The organism is Ruminococcus sp. RTP21359st1_H3_RTP21359_211015 (assembly GCF_040909065.1).
Lineage (GTDB): Bacteria > Bacillota > Clostridia > Oscillospirales > Ruminococcaceae > Hominimerdicola > Hominimerdicola aceti.
The window spans coordinates 78,657-95,006 of record NZ_JBDGDD010000004.1 but is presented as its reverse complement, the minus strand read 5'-3'; the positions used below and the strand labels follow the sequence as shown (position 1 = coordinate 95,006).

Below are 16,350 nucleotides of genomic sequence, written 5' to 3'. Positions count from 1 at the left end.
GCCCTTTTGTATTTTGCACTATTTTTTATCCCGTCTGTCTTTTCGATCCCTCCATTACCCCACCCTTATTTTTATCATAAAAATTATTGACTTTTATCTTAAAATTGTTGTATAATGTTATATATTTCACGGGATATACACAATCGTGTTTTATAATGTATAGTAACGAAAATCTAAGGAGTGCCTATGTTCGGTTATGTCCGCCCTTTCAAACCATATATGCGAATGTTTGAATATGATATCTATAAGGCTGTCTATTGCGGACTCTGTAAGGATATGGGCAGACGCTTCGGATTTGTGACACGCTTTACCCTAAGCTACGATTTCGCATTTCTCTCCCTTATGGATCTCTCTGTAAGGGGAGTGAAGCTTGACGCAGAAAAACAGCGCTGTATCGCACACCCTTTTAAAAAGACCATGTGTGCAAAGTGTACCTGCGACCTTAAATATACGTCCTCAGCCGCCGTGATACTTACCTATCATAAGCTCCGTGATGATATAGCCGATAAAGGGCTAAAAGGCAAGCTTGCCGCATTTGCACTTCTGCCTTTTTTCAAAAAGCCCTATAAGAAAGCGGCTCGCCTTTATCCGGATCTTGCCCCTGCCGTTGAAAACGCAATGGAACTGCAAAATAAAATAGAGCGTGAAAAAACAGCAGGCATAGACCTTGCCTGCGAGCCTACCGCACTTATGATGCAAGCCGTTGCAGGCAACCTTTGCACCAGGCAGGACGAACGCCGACCGCTCCTTGAACGATTCGGCTACCTCCTCGGCAGATTTATCTATATCTGTGATGCTCTGGACGACCTGCCCGACGACCACGAGAGTGAAAGCTACAATCCGCTCCTCACAAAATTTCCGCCCACCGAGGGCATAAATGCGGACTATCTGAAAAAAGTCCACGCCTTTTGTGACGACAGCATAAACTTCACCCTTGGTGAAATGGCAGATATCTATGTGAAGCTCGATCTTAAAAGATATCGTGATATACTTGATAATATCGTGTATCTTGGACTTAAAAATGTCTATACTCAAATAAGAAGCGGAAAATTCCGCAATAACAGGAAAGGAAATAACGATCAATGATCTCCAAAGACCCTTACAAAATTTTAGGTGTATCCCCAACAGCTTCAGACGCTGAAATAAAATCAGCTTATAAAGAGCTTGTGAAAAAATATCACCCCGACCAGTATCAGGATAACCCCCTAGCTGACGTAGCTGAGGAGAAAATGTCCGAGATAAACGCCGCCTACGATCAGATCATGACTTCAAGACGTGGGGGAGGATACCAGTCCGCAGAAAGCGGCTATGACGGCTATGCCTCTTCGCAGGGCTTTGACTCAGGCTATATCAGAAGCCTTATCCAAAGCGGAAGCTATACTCAGGCAGATCAGATACTTGATAATGTGTCCTCCTCGGAAAGAAATGCCGAGTGGTATTTCCTTAAAGGCACTATCTGCCACCGCAGAGGCTGGCTCAATGAGGCTTATAACAACTTCACAAGAGCCGTCCAGCTCGACCCTAATAACATGGAGTATCAAAGCGTGTTAGCCCAGATGAACAGACAGCGAAGCGGCTATATGAGCGGCAACCCAACTCAGGGCTACCAAGCAGGCGGCATGAGCGGCCCTGACTGCTGTTCCTCCCTTTGCTGTGCAGACTGCTGCTGTGAAATGATGGGCGGCGACCTTATACCTTGCTGCTAAAGACCCATGAGAAATAAAATAGCTTTTCGAGTGGCACTTGGCGGCATATGCTCCGCTGTCTGCCTGCTTTTGATGTTTTCAAGCAGCTTTTTGCCCATGCTCGATTATACTATCCCTACCTTCGCCGGCTTTATGATGGTTGTGATGATAGTGGAGGTGGATAAAAACTGGGCGATAGCCACCTATTGCGCAGTGAGCCTGCTGAGCATTTTCGTGACCCCAAATTATGAAGCGACTCTGCTTTTCATATTGTTCATGGGGTATTATCCAATACTTAAATATTATCTCGACCAAAAGAAAAACAGCCTGTTGGTGTGGGCAATAAAGCTTGCAGTGTTCAATGTGGCGATAGTCATATTCTTTTTGGCTTTTCAGTATATCTTTACTTCGGTGGATATGCTCGAGGGCATGGAGATGTTTGGCAAGTATGCCGTGCTTGTTCTGTGGGCGGCGGCAAACCTGTTTTTCTTTATTTATGACTATGCCCTCACACAGTTGACAGATATGTACATAAATTGGTTCAGAAAAAAAATACTCAGAAGAAAATGACGGTGACGTTTTTATGAACGAAGAACAAGAGAAAGAAATATTAAACGAGGCGAAAATACAAACTGCAAGGCACAAGAAAAAAATACAGATAATAAGCCTTGTTGCAATAATAGCGGTCATAGCAATGGCTACAGTGGCGTGTATACCTCTTATAAAAGCACTTCACAGCAAGGCAGGCATTGCAGCCTTGGAGCGTAAGCTTGATAACTACAGTGGCATTGTGGGAGTGCTTATCTTTACTTTCATACAAGCTCTTCAAGTGGTCATAGCGGTCATACCGCCTGTACAAGTGGTGGGTGGAGTGCTGTTCGGCTGGTTCTGGGGCGGGTTGCTATCATTCTTAGGTACGCTCCTTGGCACAATGGCAATATTCGTGCTTGTGAAAAAATTTGGCAGACCAATAGTGGAAGCCTTTGTTGACGAGAAACAGCTAAAAAAATTCAAATTCCTGCAAAATGAGAAAAAGCTAACCGTTATCCTTATAATCCTCTATCTCATACCGGGAATACCCAAGGACGTTATCTCATATATCGTCCCCCTGACTCCCATAAGCAAGAAGGATTTTTTCTTTTATGTCATGCCTTGCAGACTTCCGGCAATAATGCTCTCCACGATTTTGGGGAGCAATGTAAAAAGCGGCAACTTCACAGTTGCACTTGTGGTGCTTGGAGTAGCTCTCGTAGCAGGTATCGTTGGCTTTTTGTTCAAAGATGTTATAGTGAATAAAATGAAACAACATAAAAAGAACAAATAAGTGAAATTGCACAAAGTTGAGTTTAGATGAAAAAAATATAAAAAAGTGCTTGACAAAAGGCTCTTGTAGTGGTATAATAAATATCGTTGATTGAGCGGTAAGCTTGAAAGACCACCAAAAACGCCTGGTCAGGCAGTATGCGGGTGTAGTTCAGTGGTAGAACTCCAGCCTTCCAAGCTGGTCATGTGGGTTCGATTCCCATCACCCGCTCCAATATATCTTAAACTTTTATCCGAGTTTGAGATATCAATGAGTACAGTATGCGTCATTAGCTCAGTTGGATAGAGCAACCGCCTTCTAAGCGGTAGGTCACTGGTTCGAATCCAGTATGGCGTACCATTAAACTCGTTCCAGATGAAAATCTGCTGCGAGTATTTTCTTCTAATATGTATGGTGGGTATAGCGTAGCTGGCCTAACGCGTCAGTTTGTGGCACTGAAGACCGTGAGTTCGAATCTCACTACCCACCCCACTGAATACGTTCTGCGTTAAGCAGAGCGTATTTTTTTTGTTTACATATCGCAGGGCGACCTTTGGTCGCTCGTTTTTTTATGTACCACCGACAATGACCCGTATCCTACCGACTTGGATTATTCTATCCCACCTGCAAATAGACAGAAAAAAGGCGGCAACTTAAAAGCTGCCGCCCAGATCCAGAGGTTATATATTTTATAAAGCGAAATTTTTGTTGTAAACAGCCTCAGCTATCCTGAATGTCTCGTCATCAAGTGCAGGAACAGCGTCAGCAGTTATCAAGGCGGCGCCTCTCTCAAAAGCGTCCTCCGCAATGCCATCGGCACCATGCTGAATAACAACGCTTCTTAACTCAGAGCAATCCACGAAAGCCTTTGCACCAAGCTTCTTCACAGATGATGGGATAACAACTTCTCTCAAAGCCTTACAGCCACGGAAAGCTTCGCTTCCAACACAAGCGATCTTGCCTGACATCCTCACCGTCTTAACTACAGTATTCTGAGCAAACGCTCTCTTGCCTATTCTGCTAACGGAATCAGGAAGATAAACGCTCTCGAGCCTCTCACAAAGTGCAAATGCACACTCGCCTATCTTTCTTACAGATCCTGCGAACTCAACCTTTTTCAGAGCAGAGCAGCCGAAGAATGCGTAGTCGCCAACAGCTTCGATTCCAAATGGTATAGAGATCGCTTCCAAACCTGAGCAGAATGTGAAAGCATTCTCTGCGATCTCGATCATAGCTGTCGGTATCTCAAGCTCTCTCAGAGAAATGCAGTTCTGGAAAGCTCCGTTTCCTATGGAAACTATATTTTCATTAAGACAAATTTCTTTCATTGAAGAGCAGAAACCGAATGCAGACTCACCGATCTCTCTTACGCTCTCAGGCAGGTCAGCTCTCTCCAAACTGTCGCAATTGTAGAATGTGAATGGCAGTATCCTTTCCACACCGTCAGGTATAGTCGCAAATCTCAGAGATTCACAACCGCAGAATGCCATCTCACCAATAAACCTTACGCTCTCAGGTATAGTCACATTCACCAGTGAACAACATTTGTAAAATGCCTTTCTTCCGATGATAACAACGTCCTTTGAGATAACAGCACATTTAAGGTCGTAAAGATGTGCGAAAGCACCGCCTGCAACAGCTATGACCTTTTTGCCGCGAAGCTCAAAAGGGAGCTCCAGCACTTCGATATGGCTGTCACCGCAGTATCCAGTGATAATACACATATCGTCAGCTGTAACATATTTAAAACAGCCCGAGATCTTCTCGCTGCTGATACTGCTGCTTGCAGTTACACCAACGCTCTCAAGTGCTTTTTTGAAACCATTGTCGCCCATAAAATTAATGCTTTTCATCAGCGTGACCTCCATTATACCCACTATAAATATATACCTCGTAACTGAACTTAAACGTTTTCTGTATTTTCTAATGAAATTATACTACAGTAAACTATGTTTGTCAATGGTATTCGCAATATTTTATTTATAAAAAATTAATTTTCAGAACTTTTTCACTGATTATGAACGGCTTTTTTGTCACTTTTCACAATTAATTTACGCAAAATAATTTTAGTTTTCACATATCGTTCTCAATCTTTGAGGATACTGTAATTTTATAGCAGCAAACGTTTTCGCAAGTGATACAAAAGACTGATACCAATTTATAGAATTTTCTTGATTAAATCGACCAAACCATAAGATGTTGTTTTTCTTATATTTGTAAGATTGTCATAAATTATGTTTATATAATATTAATAAAGAATGATATACCGTTCATTATAATACAAGAAAACACCAACAATTGCATTAAAATAGGAGATTATCATACTAACAATAGGCAAAAATGTATAATGCTATCATAAAGGTTTACAAAATAGAAACTTAATTATTACAGATTGTAATAATTGATGGTGTATAATAATATAAATGAAATCGTATAAGTACATGGATACAAAAAACTGGAAAGGACTGATCCGTTATCAACATAATAAGAAAAATAACAGCAGTGATAATTTCATCAGTTATAATGATAAGCTTTGTGGCATTTGCACCACAGGAATCCGCTAAGACTTATGTGAATGTTATAACAGCTTCTGCCGCTGACTTGATGACAAAACCTGTTTTGATAAAAAGACAAGCGTATTCAAACAAAATAGAAGCAGGAGTAAAAAATCTCACCAGCTTTTCATCAAAGACTACATTTGAGGTCTATGTAAACGGACGCTATGTAAGAAAATATACATGGCAGGCACTTAAAAAGGATAACTATATAAATATAACCGATGACGGCAAGCTTTATCTTAAAGCTTCCACAAAATATAAAGTCACCGTCAAAGCGGTAAACGGCAGTGCCAAGTCAGAGTCATCGGTCCTCAACGTAAAGACGGCAGCAAAAACATACTATCATATAGATAAAAACGTTCAGCTTTATAGCTTTAAAAACGGTAAGTTCAAGAAATCCTCAAATACAAAAGCCTCTGTGGCTGTGTCGGGTACTCTCACTACCGATAAAAATAAGCGTGTGGCAGGTCAGAGCAAGAATATCGGCGGAGCAGATTATGTCCTTATCAATGAAGGTGATCATAAGGGTAAGTACGTCAAGGTAGGAAAAGGTGTGAGGCGTACACCTGAGAGAAAAGCAAGAATAAAAACAGCCGTTGATTATGCCGCAAGCATGAACGGCGGAAGATATGTCTGGGGAGGAACAAAGTATAAGGCAACGGACTGCTGTGGATTGACAATGCAAGCCTATAGAAAAGCCGGTGTGAATATGTATAACAGCGTATATTCGCAGGCGAAAATGGGAAAAGCAGTGTCTTTGAAGAATATAGAAGCAGGCGACCTGATAATCTGTAATAACTATGGCCATGTAGCAATGTATATAGGCGGTGGGAAAATAGTCCATGCCATGAGTACATATTATGGGATCAGAATACAGCCTCTTGCAAATATCAAGTATTGCGGAAAGATAAACACTATCAGGAGAATACTGTAAAGCAAAGCAATCTTGCGGCATAACAAACTGTCGAATAACTGTATCGGCAAATTTTCAAATGTAAATGTAGGGGCTGGCGCCCTCGACAGCCCGATTTTGTTTGCTCGATAATACTTGCGATATCTGCACAATTTTTCCTTGACAATCTCGCTGACCAGTGTTATAATAAAAAAAAGCAGAAAAACTGCGAAAAAATCGAATAAAGTTTGCAGGGGGACCCAAGCAAAAAGCTGGGTTGAGAAGGTAAAACCTGACCCTTTGAACCTGTTGGTCAAGACCAGTGTAGGAAGCAATTTGTGTAAATTTACCTCCTGCATTGTCAGGAGGTTTTTTTGTTTCCCCTTTTCCATAAGAAAGGAATAAAGTATGTTAAAATGTTTGTCAGTGGCAGGCTCGGATTGCTCCGGTGGCGCAGGTATACAAGCCGACCTTAAAGCCTTCAGCGCTAATGAAACTTTCGGCATGAGCGTTATTACCTCTGTCGTCGCTGAAAATACTACCCGTGTGCTGTCTGTTTTCAACGTACCCGTTGAGGAGATACAAAAACAGATAGACGCTGTGTTTGAGGATATCCACGTCGATGCCGTAAAACTCGGTATGCTCCCAACTGCCGAAATTATTTCAGCAGTTGCGGATAAGCTTAATGAGTATAAACCAAGTATTATCGTCTGCGATCCCGTCATGGTCGCTACAAGCGGCGATGCTCTCTCTGAGGGCGGAACTGTTTCCACCATGAGGGAAAAGCTCTTTCCTATAGTTACGCTCCTTACACCGAATATCCCCGAAGCCGAAGCTATCTCAGGCTTGGAGATAAAGAATGAAAACCATATGGAAAAAGCCGCAAGGATAATAATGGATATGGGCGTAAAAAACGTCCTCGTCAAAGGCGGTCATCTCACCGGCGACGCTGTGGATTATCTCTGTACCCCAGAGGGCATTCATAAGCTTGCCTGCAAGCGTGTTGATTCGCCTAATACCCATGGCACTGGCTGTACTCTGTCATCTGCCATAACTGCAAACCTTGCCCACGGTATGGATATGCTCTCCGCTGTAACAAAGGCGAAAAACTATATCACCGAGGCAATAGAAAAATCATTCACAGTGGGCAAAGGACATAGCCCCGTTAATCACTTTTATGACTATTACGATTTGAAAGGAACTGTTCTATGAGAAATTATAAAACTCAAATGGAAGCCGCTAAAAAGGGTATCGTTACCCCTGAAATGGAAACAGTGGCTAAGAAAGAAAATATGGACGTAAACGAGCTTATGGCTCTTGTTGCAGCAGGTCAGGTGGCTATCCCTGCCAACGTAAACCATACTGCTCTCTCTGCCGAGGGTATCGGTAAAGGTCTTAAAACTAAGATAAACGTAAATCTCGGTATCTCAGGGGACGCTAAGAATTATGACATTGAGATGCAGAAAGTGGATATGGCTATCAAGTTCGGCGCTGAAGCTATCATGGATCTGTCAAACTACGGCAAGACCAATACTTTCAGAAAAGAGCTAGTAGCAAAGTCGCCTGCCATGATAGGCACTGTTCCTATGTATGACGCTATCGGCTACCTCGATAAAGACCTCCTTGAGATATCAGCTCAGGACTTTCTTAAGGTAGTAAAAGCCCATGCAGAAGAGGGCGTTGACTTTATGACTATCCACGCAGGTATCAACAGACGTGCAATCGAAGCTTTCAGACGTGAGGGAAGAAAAATGAATATCGTTTCCCGTGGCGGTTCACTGCTCTTCGCATGGATGATGATGACAGGCAATGAAAACCCATTCTTTGAGTATTATGACGAGGTCCTTGAAATACTCAGAGAGTATGACGTAACTATCTCACTTGGCGACGCACTCCGTCCGGGATGTCTTGCAGACGCTTCCGATGCCGCTCAGATCTCCGAGCTTATCGAGCTTGGCAACCTCACAAAGAGAGCGTGGGAAAAGGACGTTCAGGTAATGGTAGAGGGTCCGGGTCATATGGCAATGAACGAGATCGCCGCCAATATGATAATGGAAAAGAAGATATGCCACGGCGCACCTTTCTATGTACTTGGACCTCTGGTAACAGATATCGCCCCTGGCTATGACCATATCACATCAGCTATCGGCGGAGCTATCGCCGCAGCAAGCGGTGCAGACTTCCTCTGCTATGTTACCCCTGCCGAGCATCTCAGACTTCCTGACGTTGACGACGTTAAGGAGGGCATTATCGCCAGCAAGATAGCAGCCCATGCCGCAGATATCGCAAAGGGCGTAAAGGGTGCAAGAGATATCGACGATAAAATGGCAGCGGCACGTCACAAAATGGATTGGGACGAAATGTTCGAGATAGCACTTGACGGTGAAAAGGCAAGAAGATTCTTTGAGCAGACCCCACCTGCCGACAGACATACCTGCTCAATGTGCGGCAAGATGTGTGCCGTTAGAACAACAAACATGATACTCGAGGGCAAAGAAGTGAAATTCTGCTCAGAGAAGTAGAAAACTCGATGTAGGGGCGAACGGCGTTCGCCCGCATGATATAAAAATTGAATGTCAGCTCGACAATTGTACGAAAAATCGGACAATTACATGAGAGCAGATATAAAAAGAATGTAATGTGCAAGAGGAGCGTCTTGCGAACTTTTTCATAAAAAGTATTCAGCGAGGGAACCCGTGTTTCGGGGTGAGAGGGTGCAATGGAGCACCGACCGAAAATAATTTACGTCAGATCGTGAGCGGATAGCATAGCCACGGTCTGTGCGCCGCTGGATAACTTGCTCTTTTTCGTTCGGCGGTGCGATACGATATGGAGGAATAAAAATGAAAAAGACAAACATTCACAAATTGGTATTCGCAGCAGTATTGGTAGCCCTTGCAGTGGTAGGTTCGCTTGTTTCGTTCCCTATCGGCGCTTCAAAGTGCGCACCTGTTCAGCACCTTGTAAACATAATCGGTGCAGTTTTCCTTGGACCTGCATGGGCAGTGGGCGTTGGCTTCACAGCCGCACTTCTCAGAAATCTTCTAGAACTTGGCTCTCTCCTTGCGTTCCCAGGCTCAATGGTTGGCGCATTCGTTGCAGGTATGCTCTATAAGTACATAAAGAAGCTCCCTGCCGCTTATGTCGGCGAGCTTTTCGGCACGTCAGTCCTCGGCGGACTCCTTGCATACCCTGTTGCAAGATTTCTCGTTGGCGCACCAGCCGCAGCAATAACAGTTTATATCCTGCCTTTCTTTGTAAGCTGTGCAGGCGGTACAGTTCTTGCTATCGTTATCGTTACAGCTCTTAAAAAGGCGAAAGTATTTGATAATTTCCTTGGCTTCTCAAAGGAGGTAAGAGCATAATGGGCTCTATAATTGAAAGCTGTGCGAAAGCAGCAGACAAGGTAAGAGATATATGCCCTTTGGTGCATTGTATCACAAATTATGTTACTGTAAATGACGTTGCAAACTGCATTCTCGCCATTGGCGCTTCACCTATCATGGCAGACGATATTGCAGAAGCAGCAGATATAACTTCTATCTCAAAGGCTCTCGTTATAAACATGGGTACTCTCAATGCAAGAACGGTCGAGTCAATGGTAGCTGCTGGAAAGAAAGCCAACGAGCTTGGCGTTCCTGTGGTTTTTGACCCGGTTGGAGCAGGCGCATCAAATTTCAGAAATGAAACTGCAAAGCGTATACTTGAAAATGTGAAAATAAGCATACTCAGAGGAAATCTTTCTGAAATGTCATATCTTGCAGGACTAGAAGTTTCCACAAAGGGTGTTGACACCTCGGAAGCTGACGAGAAAAACGACCCTGTTTCCGTTGCGAAAAAAACAGCCGCAAAGTATAACTGCGTTGCAGCTATCACAGGTGCGGTGGATACTATAACAGACGGAAAAAGAGTCGCAAGGATATCAAACGGTCACCCATATCTTTCAAAGGTAACAGGCACAGGCTGTATGACAACAGGACTTGTAGGCTCATTCGCAGGTGCTTGCGACGATATGTATACCGCCGCTGTAACAGGCATTGCAAGCATGGGCATAGCAGGCGAGTTCGCATATGAAAATGCTGGAGAGATGGGCTCAGGAAGCTTCCATATTTCTATCATTGACGCAATCAGCAAAATGAATAGTCAGGTATTTGCGGCTAAGGCTAAGATAGAAGAAGTTTAGTATTGCAATATTTCAGATTTAGTGGTATCATATCAATGTGATGCCACTAAATTTTATGTGGTGATGTTGCTTGCGGGGGCGAACAGTGTTCGTCCGTTTGCATTGCATATTATACTTTTTCATACAAAGGAGAATGAAAAATGACCGTAAGATTTGCTTGTGAAAAGGATATACCGCAAATGAACAGCTTGCTCTATCAGGTAGAGAGAGTTCATCAGCAGGGCAGACCTGACCTTTTTAAAGAGGGTGCAAAAAAGTATACTGATAACGAGCTTAAAGATATGCTCAAGGATAAAACTAAGCCTATATTTGCCGCAGTTGATGAAAATGATGTGATGAAGGGCTACGCTTTTTGTGTGTTTCAGGAGCATAAGGGCGACAATGTTCTCACGGATATAAAGACTTTGTATATCGACGATCTGTGCGTTGATGAAAATTGCAGAGGTCAGCATATCGGCTCGGTACTTTACGAGGCAGTGAAGAAATTCGCTAAGGAGCAGGGCTGTTATAATGTTACGCTCAACGTGTGGGAGTGTAATCCATCGGCAAGAAAATTTTACGAAAAAGCAGGGCTGAAGCCATACAAGACAGGTATGGAAGTTATTTTATGATAAAAGATAAGAGGGTAAAAAAATGGATAAATCGAAAATTGACTACACGCTTTATCTCTGCACTGACCGTGGACTTATGTCATGCGAGACTATCGAGCAGTCGGTAGAGGAGGGCGTAAAAGGCGGCTGTACAGTTATCCAGCTAAGAGAAAAGGACTGCACTTCAAGAGAGTTCTATGAGCTTGCAGTTAGAGTAAGAAAGATAACGGACAAATACAATGTGCCGCTTATCATCAACGACAGACTTGATATTGCACAGGCTGTTGATTGTGCAGGCGTTCATCTGGGACAGGGCGATATGCCATGTGCAGTTGCAAGAAAAATCCTTGGTGAGGACAAGATAATAGGTATTTCTGCGGCAACTCTTGAAGAAGCTAAAAAAGCACAGGCAGACGGTGCAGATTACCTTGGCGTTGGTGCAATGTATGCCACCAACACAAAGACAGACGCAAGAGCTGTCACAAAGGAACAACTTGCGGAGATAAGAGCCGCTGTGGATATCCCTATCGTAATAATAGGCGGAGTTAATCAAAAAACTGTGCCGAACTTTAAGGGTATGGGTATTGACGGCGCTGCGGTAGTTTCTGCGGTGGTTTCTCAGCCTGATATTGAAAAGGCGGCAAAGGATCTTCGTGAGCTTTGCGAGGATTGTTTCGGAAGATAAGATGTTGAACGGGCGGTTATTAAGACCGTCCGTTTTTTTTGTTTTGAAAAATGTATGATTTTGTTTTTCGATTTTACACAAATTATACATTGTGCTATTGACGATTAAGTTAAAATCGGTTATAATAAATGAAAAAGCTTTGTTTTTTTGGATTAAAACGCTAATGCGTTGAAATAGTAATGTATGTTAGGAGAGTAAAAATGAAAAAAACTAAGATCGTATGCACTATCGGACCTTCCACAGATGACGAAAACATTATGCGTGAGCTTATGAAAAACGGCATGGACGTTGCGAGATTCAATTTCTCACACTCTGACCACAGTGTTCATAAGGCTCGTTTTGAAACTGTATGCAAGCTAAGGGAAGAACTTGGCGTTAATATTGCAACTCTTCTTGATACAAAAGGACCTGAGGTAAGACTTAAAAACTTTAAGGATCACAAGCCTGTTACAATCAAGGACGGCGATACATTCACACTTACCACAAGAGAAGTGGAGGGTGACGAAACTATCTGCTCTATCACATTCCCACAGCTTCCAAAGGACGTTTCTGTAGGCACTAGAATACTTATCAATGACGGAAACATCGAGCTGAAAGCACTGAGAGTTGACAGCACCGATATCGTCTGCGAAGTTATCCACGGCGGAGTTGTTTCCGACCACAAGGGTATCAACGTACCTGACGTAAACCTTTCTATGCCTTATATCTCTGACGCTGATATGTCTGACCTTGAATTTGGCGCAAAAATGGGATTTGACTATATCGCAGCTTCATTCGTAAGAACAGGCGCTGACGTTATTTATCTTAGAAAATTTACCCAGAGCCTTGGCTGGTTCAATCCTAGAATTATCGCTAAGATAGAAAACGCTCAGGGTGTTGCCAATATTGACGAGATCCTTGACGCTGCTGACGGAATAATGGTAGCAAGAGGAGATATGGGCGTTGAGATACCTTTCGAGCAGATACCTGCTATCCAGAAAGAGCTTATCAGAAAAGCCTACAACGCAGGCAAGAACGTTATCACAGCAACTCAGATGCTGGAGTCTATGATAACAAACGCACGTCCTACAAGAGCCGAGATAACCGACGTTGCAAACGCTATTTATGACGGCTCGTCTGCTATAATGCTTTCAGGGGAAACTGCCGCAGGTAAATATCCTGTTGAGGCTGTCAAGACCATGAGCCTTATCGCAGAAACGACCGAAAAGGATATCGACTATATCTCACGTTTCAAGAAAAGAGTAGACGAGAGAAATTCATCTATCACTGACGCTATCTCACACGCTACTGTTACAACTGCCCATGACCTTAATGCTGTAGCGATCCTGACAGTAACAAAGGGCGGAACAACAGCAAGAACGCTTTCAAAATTCCGTCCGAACTGTCCTATAATCGCACTTACAACTGACGATACAACATATCATCAGCTCAGCCTTTCATGGGGTATCAGAGCAGGCGTTATCGAAGAGAAAACAAACACTGACGAACTCATCAGACACGCTCTGGAGCGTTCTGTGGAGCTTGGCTATCTGAAGAAGGGCGACCTTGTCGTTATTACAGCAGGAGTACCGCTTGGAATGAGCGGAACGACAAATCTGCTCAAAGTCGAGAGAGCGTAGTTTTTAAGTGAGGAGTGAGGAATGGCAGCGCCATACCGAGCAAATCACCAACACAAAGTAAAAGCACACACGAGTGAAGCGAGCAAAAGGTACAGGGCAAAGCTCTGTCGGAGCTTGAGGCAGAGCCTTAATAGGAACAAGCCTACTAAGCGGTGCAGAAAAGCAATAGAACAATTGCAAAAAAATCAATTACAAAGCGGTGTCGGAGCGGAATGCTCTGCACCGCTTTTGTTGCGAAAAATGTTTGAGCTTTTTGGAGGCGATCACTTTTTTTATTCAAATAATTTTCCGTGAATTGGGTAACCAATTCTAACATATGAAAGAAGTATGGCGTAAGAGTAATATTTCTGAATGTGACTTGACTTTGATTTTGAAGTATGTTATTATTTTAACATACGAGCGGTAGTATTATTAATAGGTATGCAATACTGAATATTGAGGTAATATGTGCTGCCCGAAATCTTATGTCAGGAGAGTATAAAATGGAAAGACAGTTTTATGACGAATGGGAAGGCTTTAAGCCCGGCAGATGGTCAAACACTTCTATCAATCTTCGTGATTTTATCCAGAAGAACTTCACACCATATGACGGTGACGACAGCTTCCTTACAGGCCCTACAGAAGCAACTACTAAGCTCTGGGAACAGGTAATGGAGCTTTCAAAGAAGGAGAGAGAAGCCGGCGGTGTTCTCGATATGGACACTAAGATCGTTTCTACTATCACCTCACACGGCCCTGGTTACCTTAACAAGGATCTTGAAAAGATCGTTGGTTTCCAGACTGACAAGCCTTTCAAGCGTTCTCTTCAGCCTTTCGGCGGTATCAGAATGGCTATGAATGCTTGCGAGCAGAACGGCTACACAGTTGATCCTGAAGTTGTAAAGATCTTTACTGAATATAGAAAAACTCACAATCAGGGCGTTTTTGACGCTTACACACCTGAGATGAAGCTTGCCAGACACGCTGCTATCATCACAGGTCTTCCAGACGCTTACGGCAGAGGAAGAATCATAGGCGACTACAGAAGAGTTGCTCTTTATGGTATAGACTATCTCGTTGAGGACAAGAAGGATCAGCTTGCTACTTCACTGGTAAGAATGACTTCTAAGAACATAAGACTCAGAGAAGAGCTTTCTGAGCAGATCAGAGCCCTTGGCGAACTCAAGAAGCTTGGCGAGATCTACGGCTACGATATATCACGTCCTGCTAAGAACGCTAAGGAAGCTATCCAGTGGCTGTACTTCGGCTATCTTGCTGCTGTTAAGGAGCAGAATGGTGCTGCAATGTCACTTGGCAGAACTTCTACATTTATTGATATATACATCAAGAGAGATATGGACAGAGGTATCCTCACAGAGCAGGAGGCTCAGGAGCTTGTTGACCACTTCATCATGAAGCTCAGACTTGTTAAGTTCGCAAGAACACCTGAGTATAACTCACTGTTCTCAGGCGACCCAACTTGGGTAACAGAGTCTATCGGCGGCGTTTCTATCGACGGCGTTCCAATGGTAACAAAGACTTCATTCAGATATCTCCACACACTTGAGAACCTTGGTCCTGCACCAGAGCCAAACATGACAGTTCTGTGGAGCACAAAGCTTCCTTTAAACTTCAAGAAGTTCTGTGCTAAGACTTCTATCAAGACTTCTGCTATCCAGTACGAGAACGACGACCTTATGAGAGTTACACACGGTGACGACTACGCTATCGCTTGCTGTGTATCTTCAATGAGGATCGGTAAGGAAATGCAGTTCTTCGGTGCAAGAGCTAACCTTGCTAAGTGCTTGCTTTATGCTATCAACGGCGGTGTTGACGAAAGACTTAAGATACAGGTAGGTCCTAAGTATCGTCCTGTTACAGGCGATTACCTCGATTATGATGATGTAATGGCTAAGTATGACGATATGATGGAGTGGCTGGCTGGTCTGTATGTAAATACATTGAACGTTATCCACTATATGCACGATAAGTATTCTTATGAGAGAGTTCAGATGGCTCTTCATGACAGAGATGTTAAGAGATACTTCGCTACTGGTATCGCAGGTCTGTCAGTTGTTGCTGACTCACTTTCTGCTATCAAGTACGCTAAGGTAAAGTGCATCAGAGATGAGGACGGAATCGTAACTGACTACGAAGTTGAGGGCGATTTTCCTAAGTATGGCAACAATGACGAGAGAGTTGACAAGATCGCAGTTGACCTCGTTAGAACATTCATGGACAAGATCAGAAAGCACCACACATACAGAGATGGTGTTCCTACAATGTCTATCCTTACTATCACATCTAACGTTGTTTATGGTAAGAAGACTGGTTCTACACCTGACGGAAGAAAGATCGGTGTGCCTCTTGCTCCTGGTGCTAACCCAATGCACGGCAGAGATACTCACGGCGCATCTGCATCACTTTCTTCTGTTGCTAAGCTGCCATTCAGACACGCTCAGGACGGTATCTCAAACACATTCTCTATCATTCCTGACGCTCTTGGCAAGGACGACAAGGTATTCATGGGCGACCTTGATATCGAAAGCATAGCTAAGGAGCTTAACGAAGATGGGGTTTAATGTTAAAAAGGACGAGGACGAGGCTCAGGTAAACGAGCTTGTTGACGTCATTGACAGACTTATGATGGGCGGTCAGGGTCATCTTACGATAGACATTGACGAAACTGAAGAAGGTCTGAACGTTAAAACTTACAGCACTTCCGATTGTGGCGGTGACGGCAAGACGGCTTGCTGTCAGCCTACAGAAGAGGACGCTGTTGACAGAGATGAAGATTAACTCCCTATTTTAGAAAACGGCGGAGGTTCGTTTTCCGCTTGTTTTCCATAAATACTA

The 16,350-nt window shown here is 43.4% G+C and carries 15 protein-coding genes, 3 tRNA genes and 1 riboswitch; of the genes, 17 read left to right on the top strand and 1 reads right to left on the bottom strand.

Translation table 11 applies throughout. The annotated features are described in order from the left end of the window. Positions 1–186: 186 nt before the first annotated feature. From AB5Z01_RS02920 to AB5Z01_RS02890, 7 genes are all read left to right on the top strand, one after another. Positions 187–1,086 (top strand): DUF5685 family protein, encoded by a 900-nt coding sequence (locus AB5Z01_RS02920; protein WP_287215225.1) that lies wholly within the window; start codon positions 187–189, stop codon positions 1,084–1,086. Then, positions 1,083–1,706, top strand: coding sequence for a DnaJ domain-containing protein (locus tag AB5Z01_RS02915; RefSeq protein ID WP_022287430.1), 624 nt, complete (start codon positions 1,083–1,085; stop codon positions 1,704–1,706). Before AB5Z01_RS02920 ends, AB5Z01_RS02915 begins: the two co-directional genes overlap by 4 nt. Positions 1,707–1,712: 6 nt before the next feature. Next, positions 1,713–2,255: a hypothetical protein gene (locus AB5Z01_RS02910; RefSeq protein WP_117856620.1), complete on the top strand. Its 543-nt coding sequence runs from the start codon at positions 1,713–1,715 to the stop codon at positions 2,253–2,255. A gap of 13 nt (positions 2,256–2,268) precedes the next feature. Then, positions 2,269–3,009, top strand: coding sequence for a TVP38/TMEM64 family protein (locus tag AB5Z01_RS02905; protein WP_287215227.1), 741 nt, complete (start codon positions 2,269–2,271; stop codon positions 3,007–3,009). A 139-nt stretch (positions 3,010–3,148) separates the two neighbouring features. Continuing rightward, positions 3,149–3,222: transfer RNA gene (locus AB5Z01_RS02900), tRNA-Gly, on the top strand. Positions 3,223–3,271: 49 nt separating this feature from the next. Then, a tRNA-Arg gene (locus AB5Z01_RS02895) sits at positions 3,272–3,348 on the top strand. 54 nt (positions 3,349–3,402) lie between these two features. Then, positions 3,403–3,480: transfer RNA gene (locus AB5Z01_RS02890), tRNA-His, on the top strand. A gap of 197 nt (positions 3,481–3,677) precedes the next feature. Here AB5Z01_RS02890 and AB5Z01_RS02885 read toward each other — a convergent pair. Beyond that, positions 3,678–4,841 (bottom strand): leucine-rich repeat domain-containing protein, encoded by a 1,164-nt coding sequence (locus tag AB5Z01_RS02885; RefSeq protein ID WP_287215228.1) that lies wholly within the window; start codon positions 4,839–4,841, stop codon positions 3,678–3,680. A gap of 649 nt (positions 4,842–5,490) precedes the next feature. Between AB5Z01_RS02885 and AB5Z01_RS02880 the strand changes: the two genes are divergently transcribed. From AB5Z01_RS02880 to AB5Z01_RS02835, 10 genes are all read left to right on the top strand, one after another. Then, complete coding sequence (locus AB5Z01_RS02880; RefSeq protein ID WP_195220118.1) at positions 5,491–6,480, top strand: C40 family peptidase; 990 nt, start codon at positions 5,491–5,493, stop codon at positions 6,478–6,480. Positions 6,481–6,680: 200 nt separating this feature from the next. Next, a riboswitch (TPP riboswitch) is annotated at positions 6,681–6,786 on the top strand. Positions 6,787–6,846: 60 nt separating this feature from the next. Next, positions 6,847–7,650, top strand: coding sequence for a bifunctional hydroxymethylpyrimidine kinase/phosphomethylpyrimidine kinase (gene thiD / locus AB5Z01_RS02875; protein WP_302511115.1), 804 nt, complete (start codon positions 6,847–6,849; stop codon positions 7,648–7,650). Further along, a complete protein-coding gene (gene thiC, locus AB5Z01_RS02870) occupies positions 7,647–8,960 on the top strand; it encodes a phosphomethylpyrimidine synthase ThiC (RefSeq protein ID WP_041337142.1) in 1,314 nt (437 codons plus the stop codon). The genes thiD and thiC overlap by 4 nt, the downstream gene beginning before the upstream one ends. 321 nt (positions 8,961–9,281) lie before the next feature. Next, positions 9,282–9,803 carry an energy coupling factor transporter S component ThiW gene (gene thiW / locus AB5Z01_RS02865; RefSeq protein ID WP_117923019.1) on the top strand — a complete coding sequence of 174 codons (522 nt, stop codon included), beginning with the start codon at positions 9,282–9,284 and terminating at the stop codon, positions 9,801–9,803. Beyond that, on the top strand, positions 9,803–10,621 hold the full coding sequence (gene thiM / locus AB5Z01_RS02860; protein WP_278340126.1) for a hydroxyethylthiazole kinase: 819 nt from the start codon (positions 9,803–9,805) through the stop codon (positions 10,619–10,621). Before thiW ends, thiM begins: the two co-directional genes overlap by 1 nt. Positions 10,622–10,761: 140 nt before the next feature. Next, positions 10,762–11,232, top strand: a complete 471-nt coding sequence (locus tag AB5Z01_RS02855; protein ID WP_041337144.1) for an N-acetyltransferase — start codon at positions 10,762–10,764, stop codon at positions 11,230–11,232. A 22-nt stretch (positions 11,233–11,254) separates the two neighbouring features. Continuing rightward, the gene (gene thiE / locus AB5Z01_RS02850) at positions 11,255–11,896 is read left to right on the top strand and encodes a thiamine phosphate synthase (protein ID WP_287216185.1); all 642 of its coding nucleotides are present in this window, start codon (positions 11,255–11,257) and stop codon (positions 11,894–11,896) included. Positions 11,897–12,096: 200 nt separating this feature from the next. After that, a complete protein-coding gene (gene pyk, locus AB5Z01_RS02845) occupies positions 12,097–13,515 on the top strand; it encodes a pyruvate kinase (protein ID WP_195388147.1) in 1,419 nt (472 codons plus the stop codon). Positions 13,516–13,997: 482 nt separating this feature from the next. Continuing rightward, the gene (gene pflB / locus AB5Z01_RS02840) at positions 13,998–16,076 is read left to right on the top strand and encodes a formate C-acetyltransferase (protein ID WP_041337148.1); all 2,079 of its coding nucleotides are present in this window, start codon (positions 13,998–14,000) and stop codon (positions 16,074–16,076) included. Beyond that, positions 16,066–16,293 (top strand): hypothetical protein, encoded by a 228-nt coding sequence (locus AB5Z01_RS02835; protein WP_022287417.1) that lies wholly within the window; start codon positions 16,066–16,068, stop codon positions 16,291–16,293. Before pflB ends, AB5Z01_RS02835 begins: the two co-directional genes overlap by 11 nt. Positions 16,294–16,350: the final 57 nt, after the last annotated feature.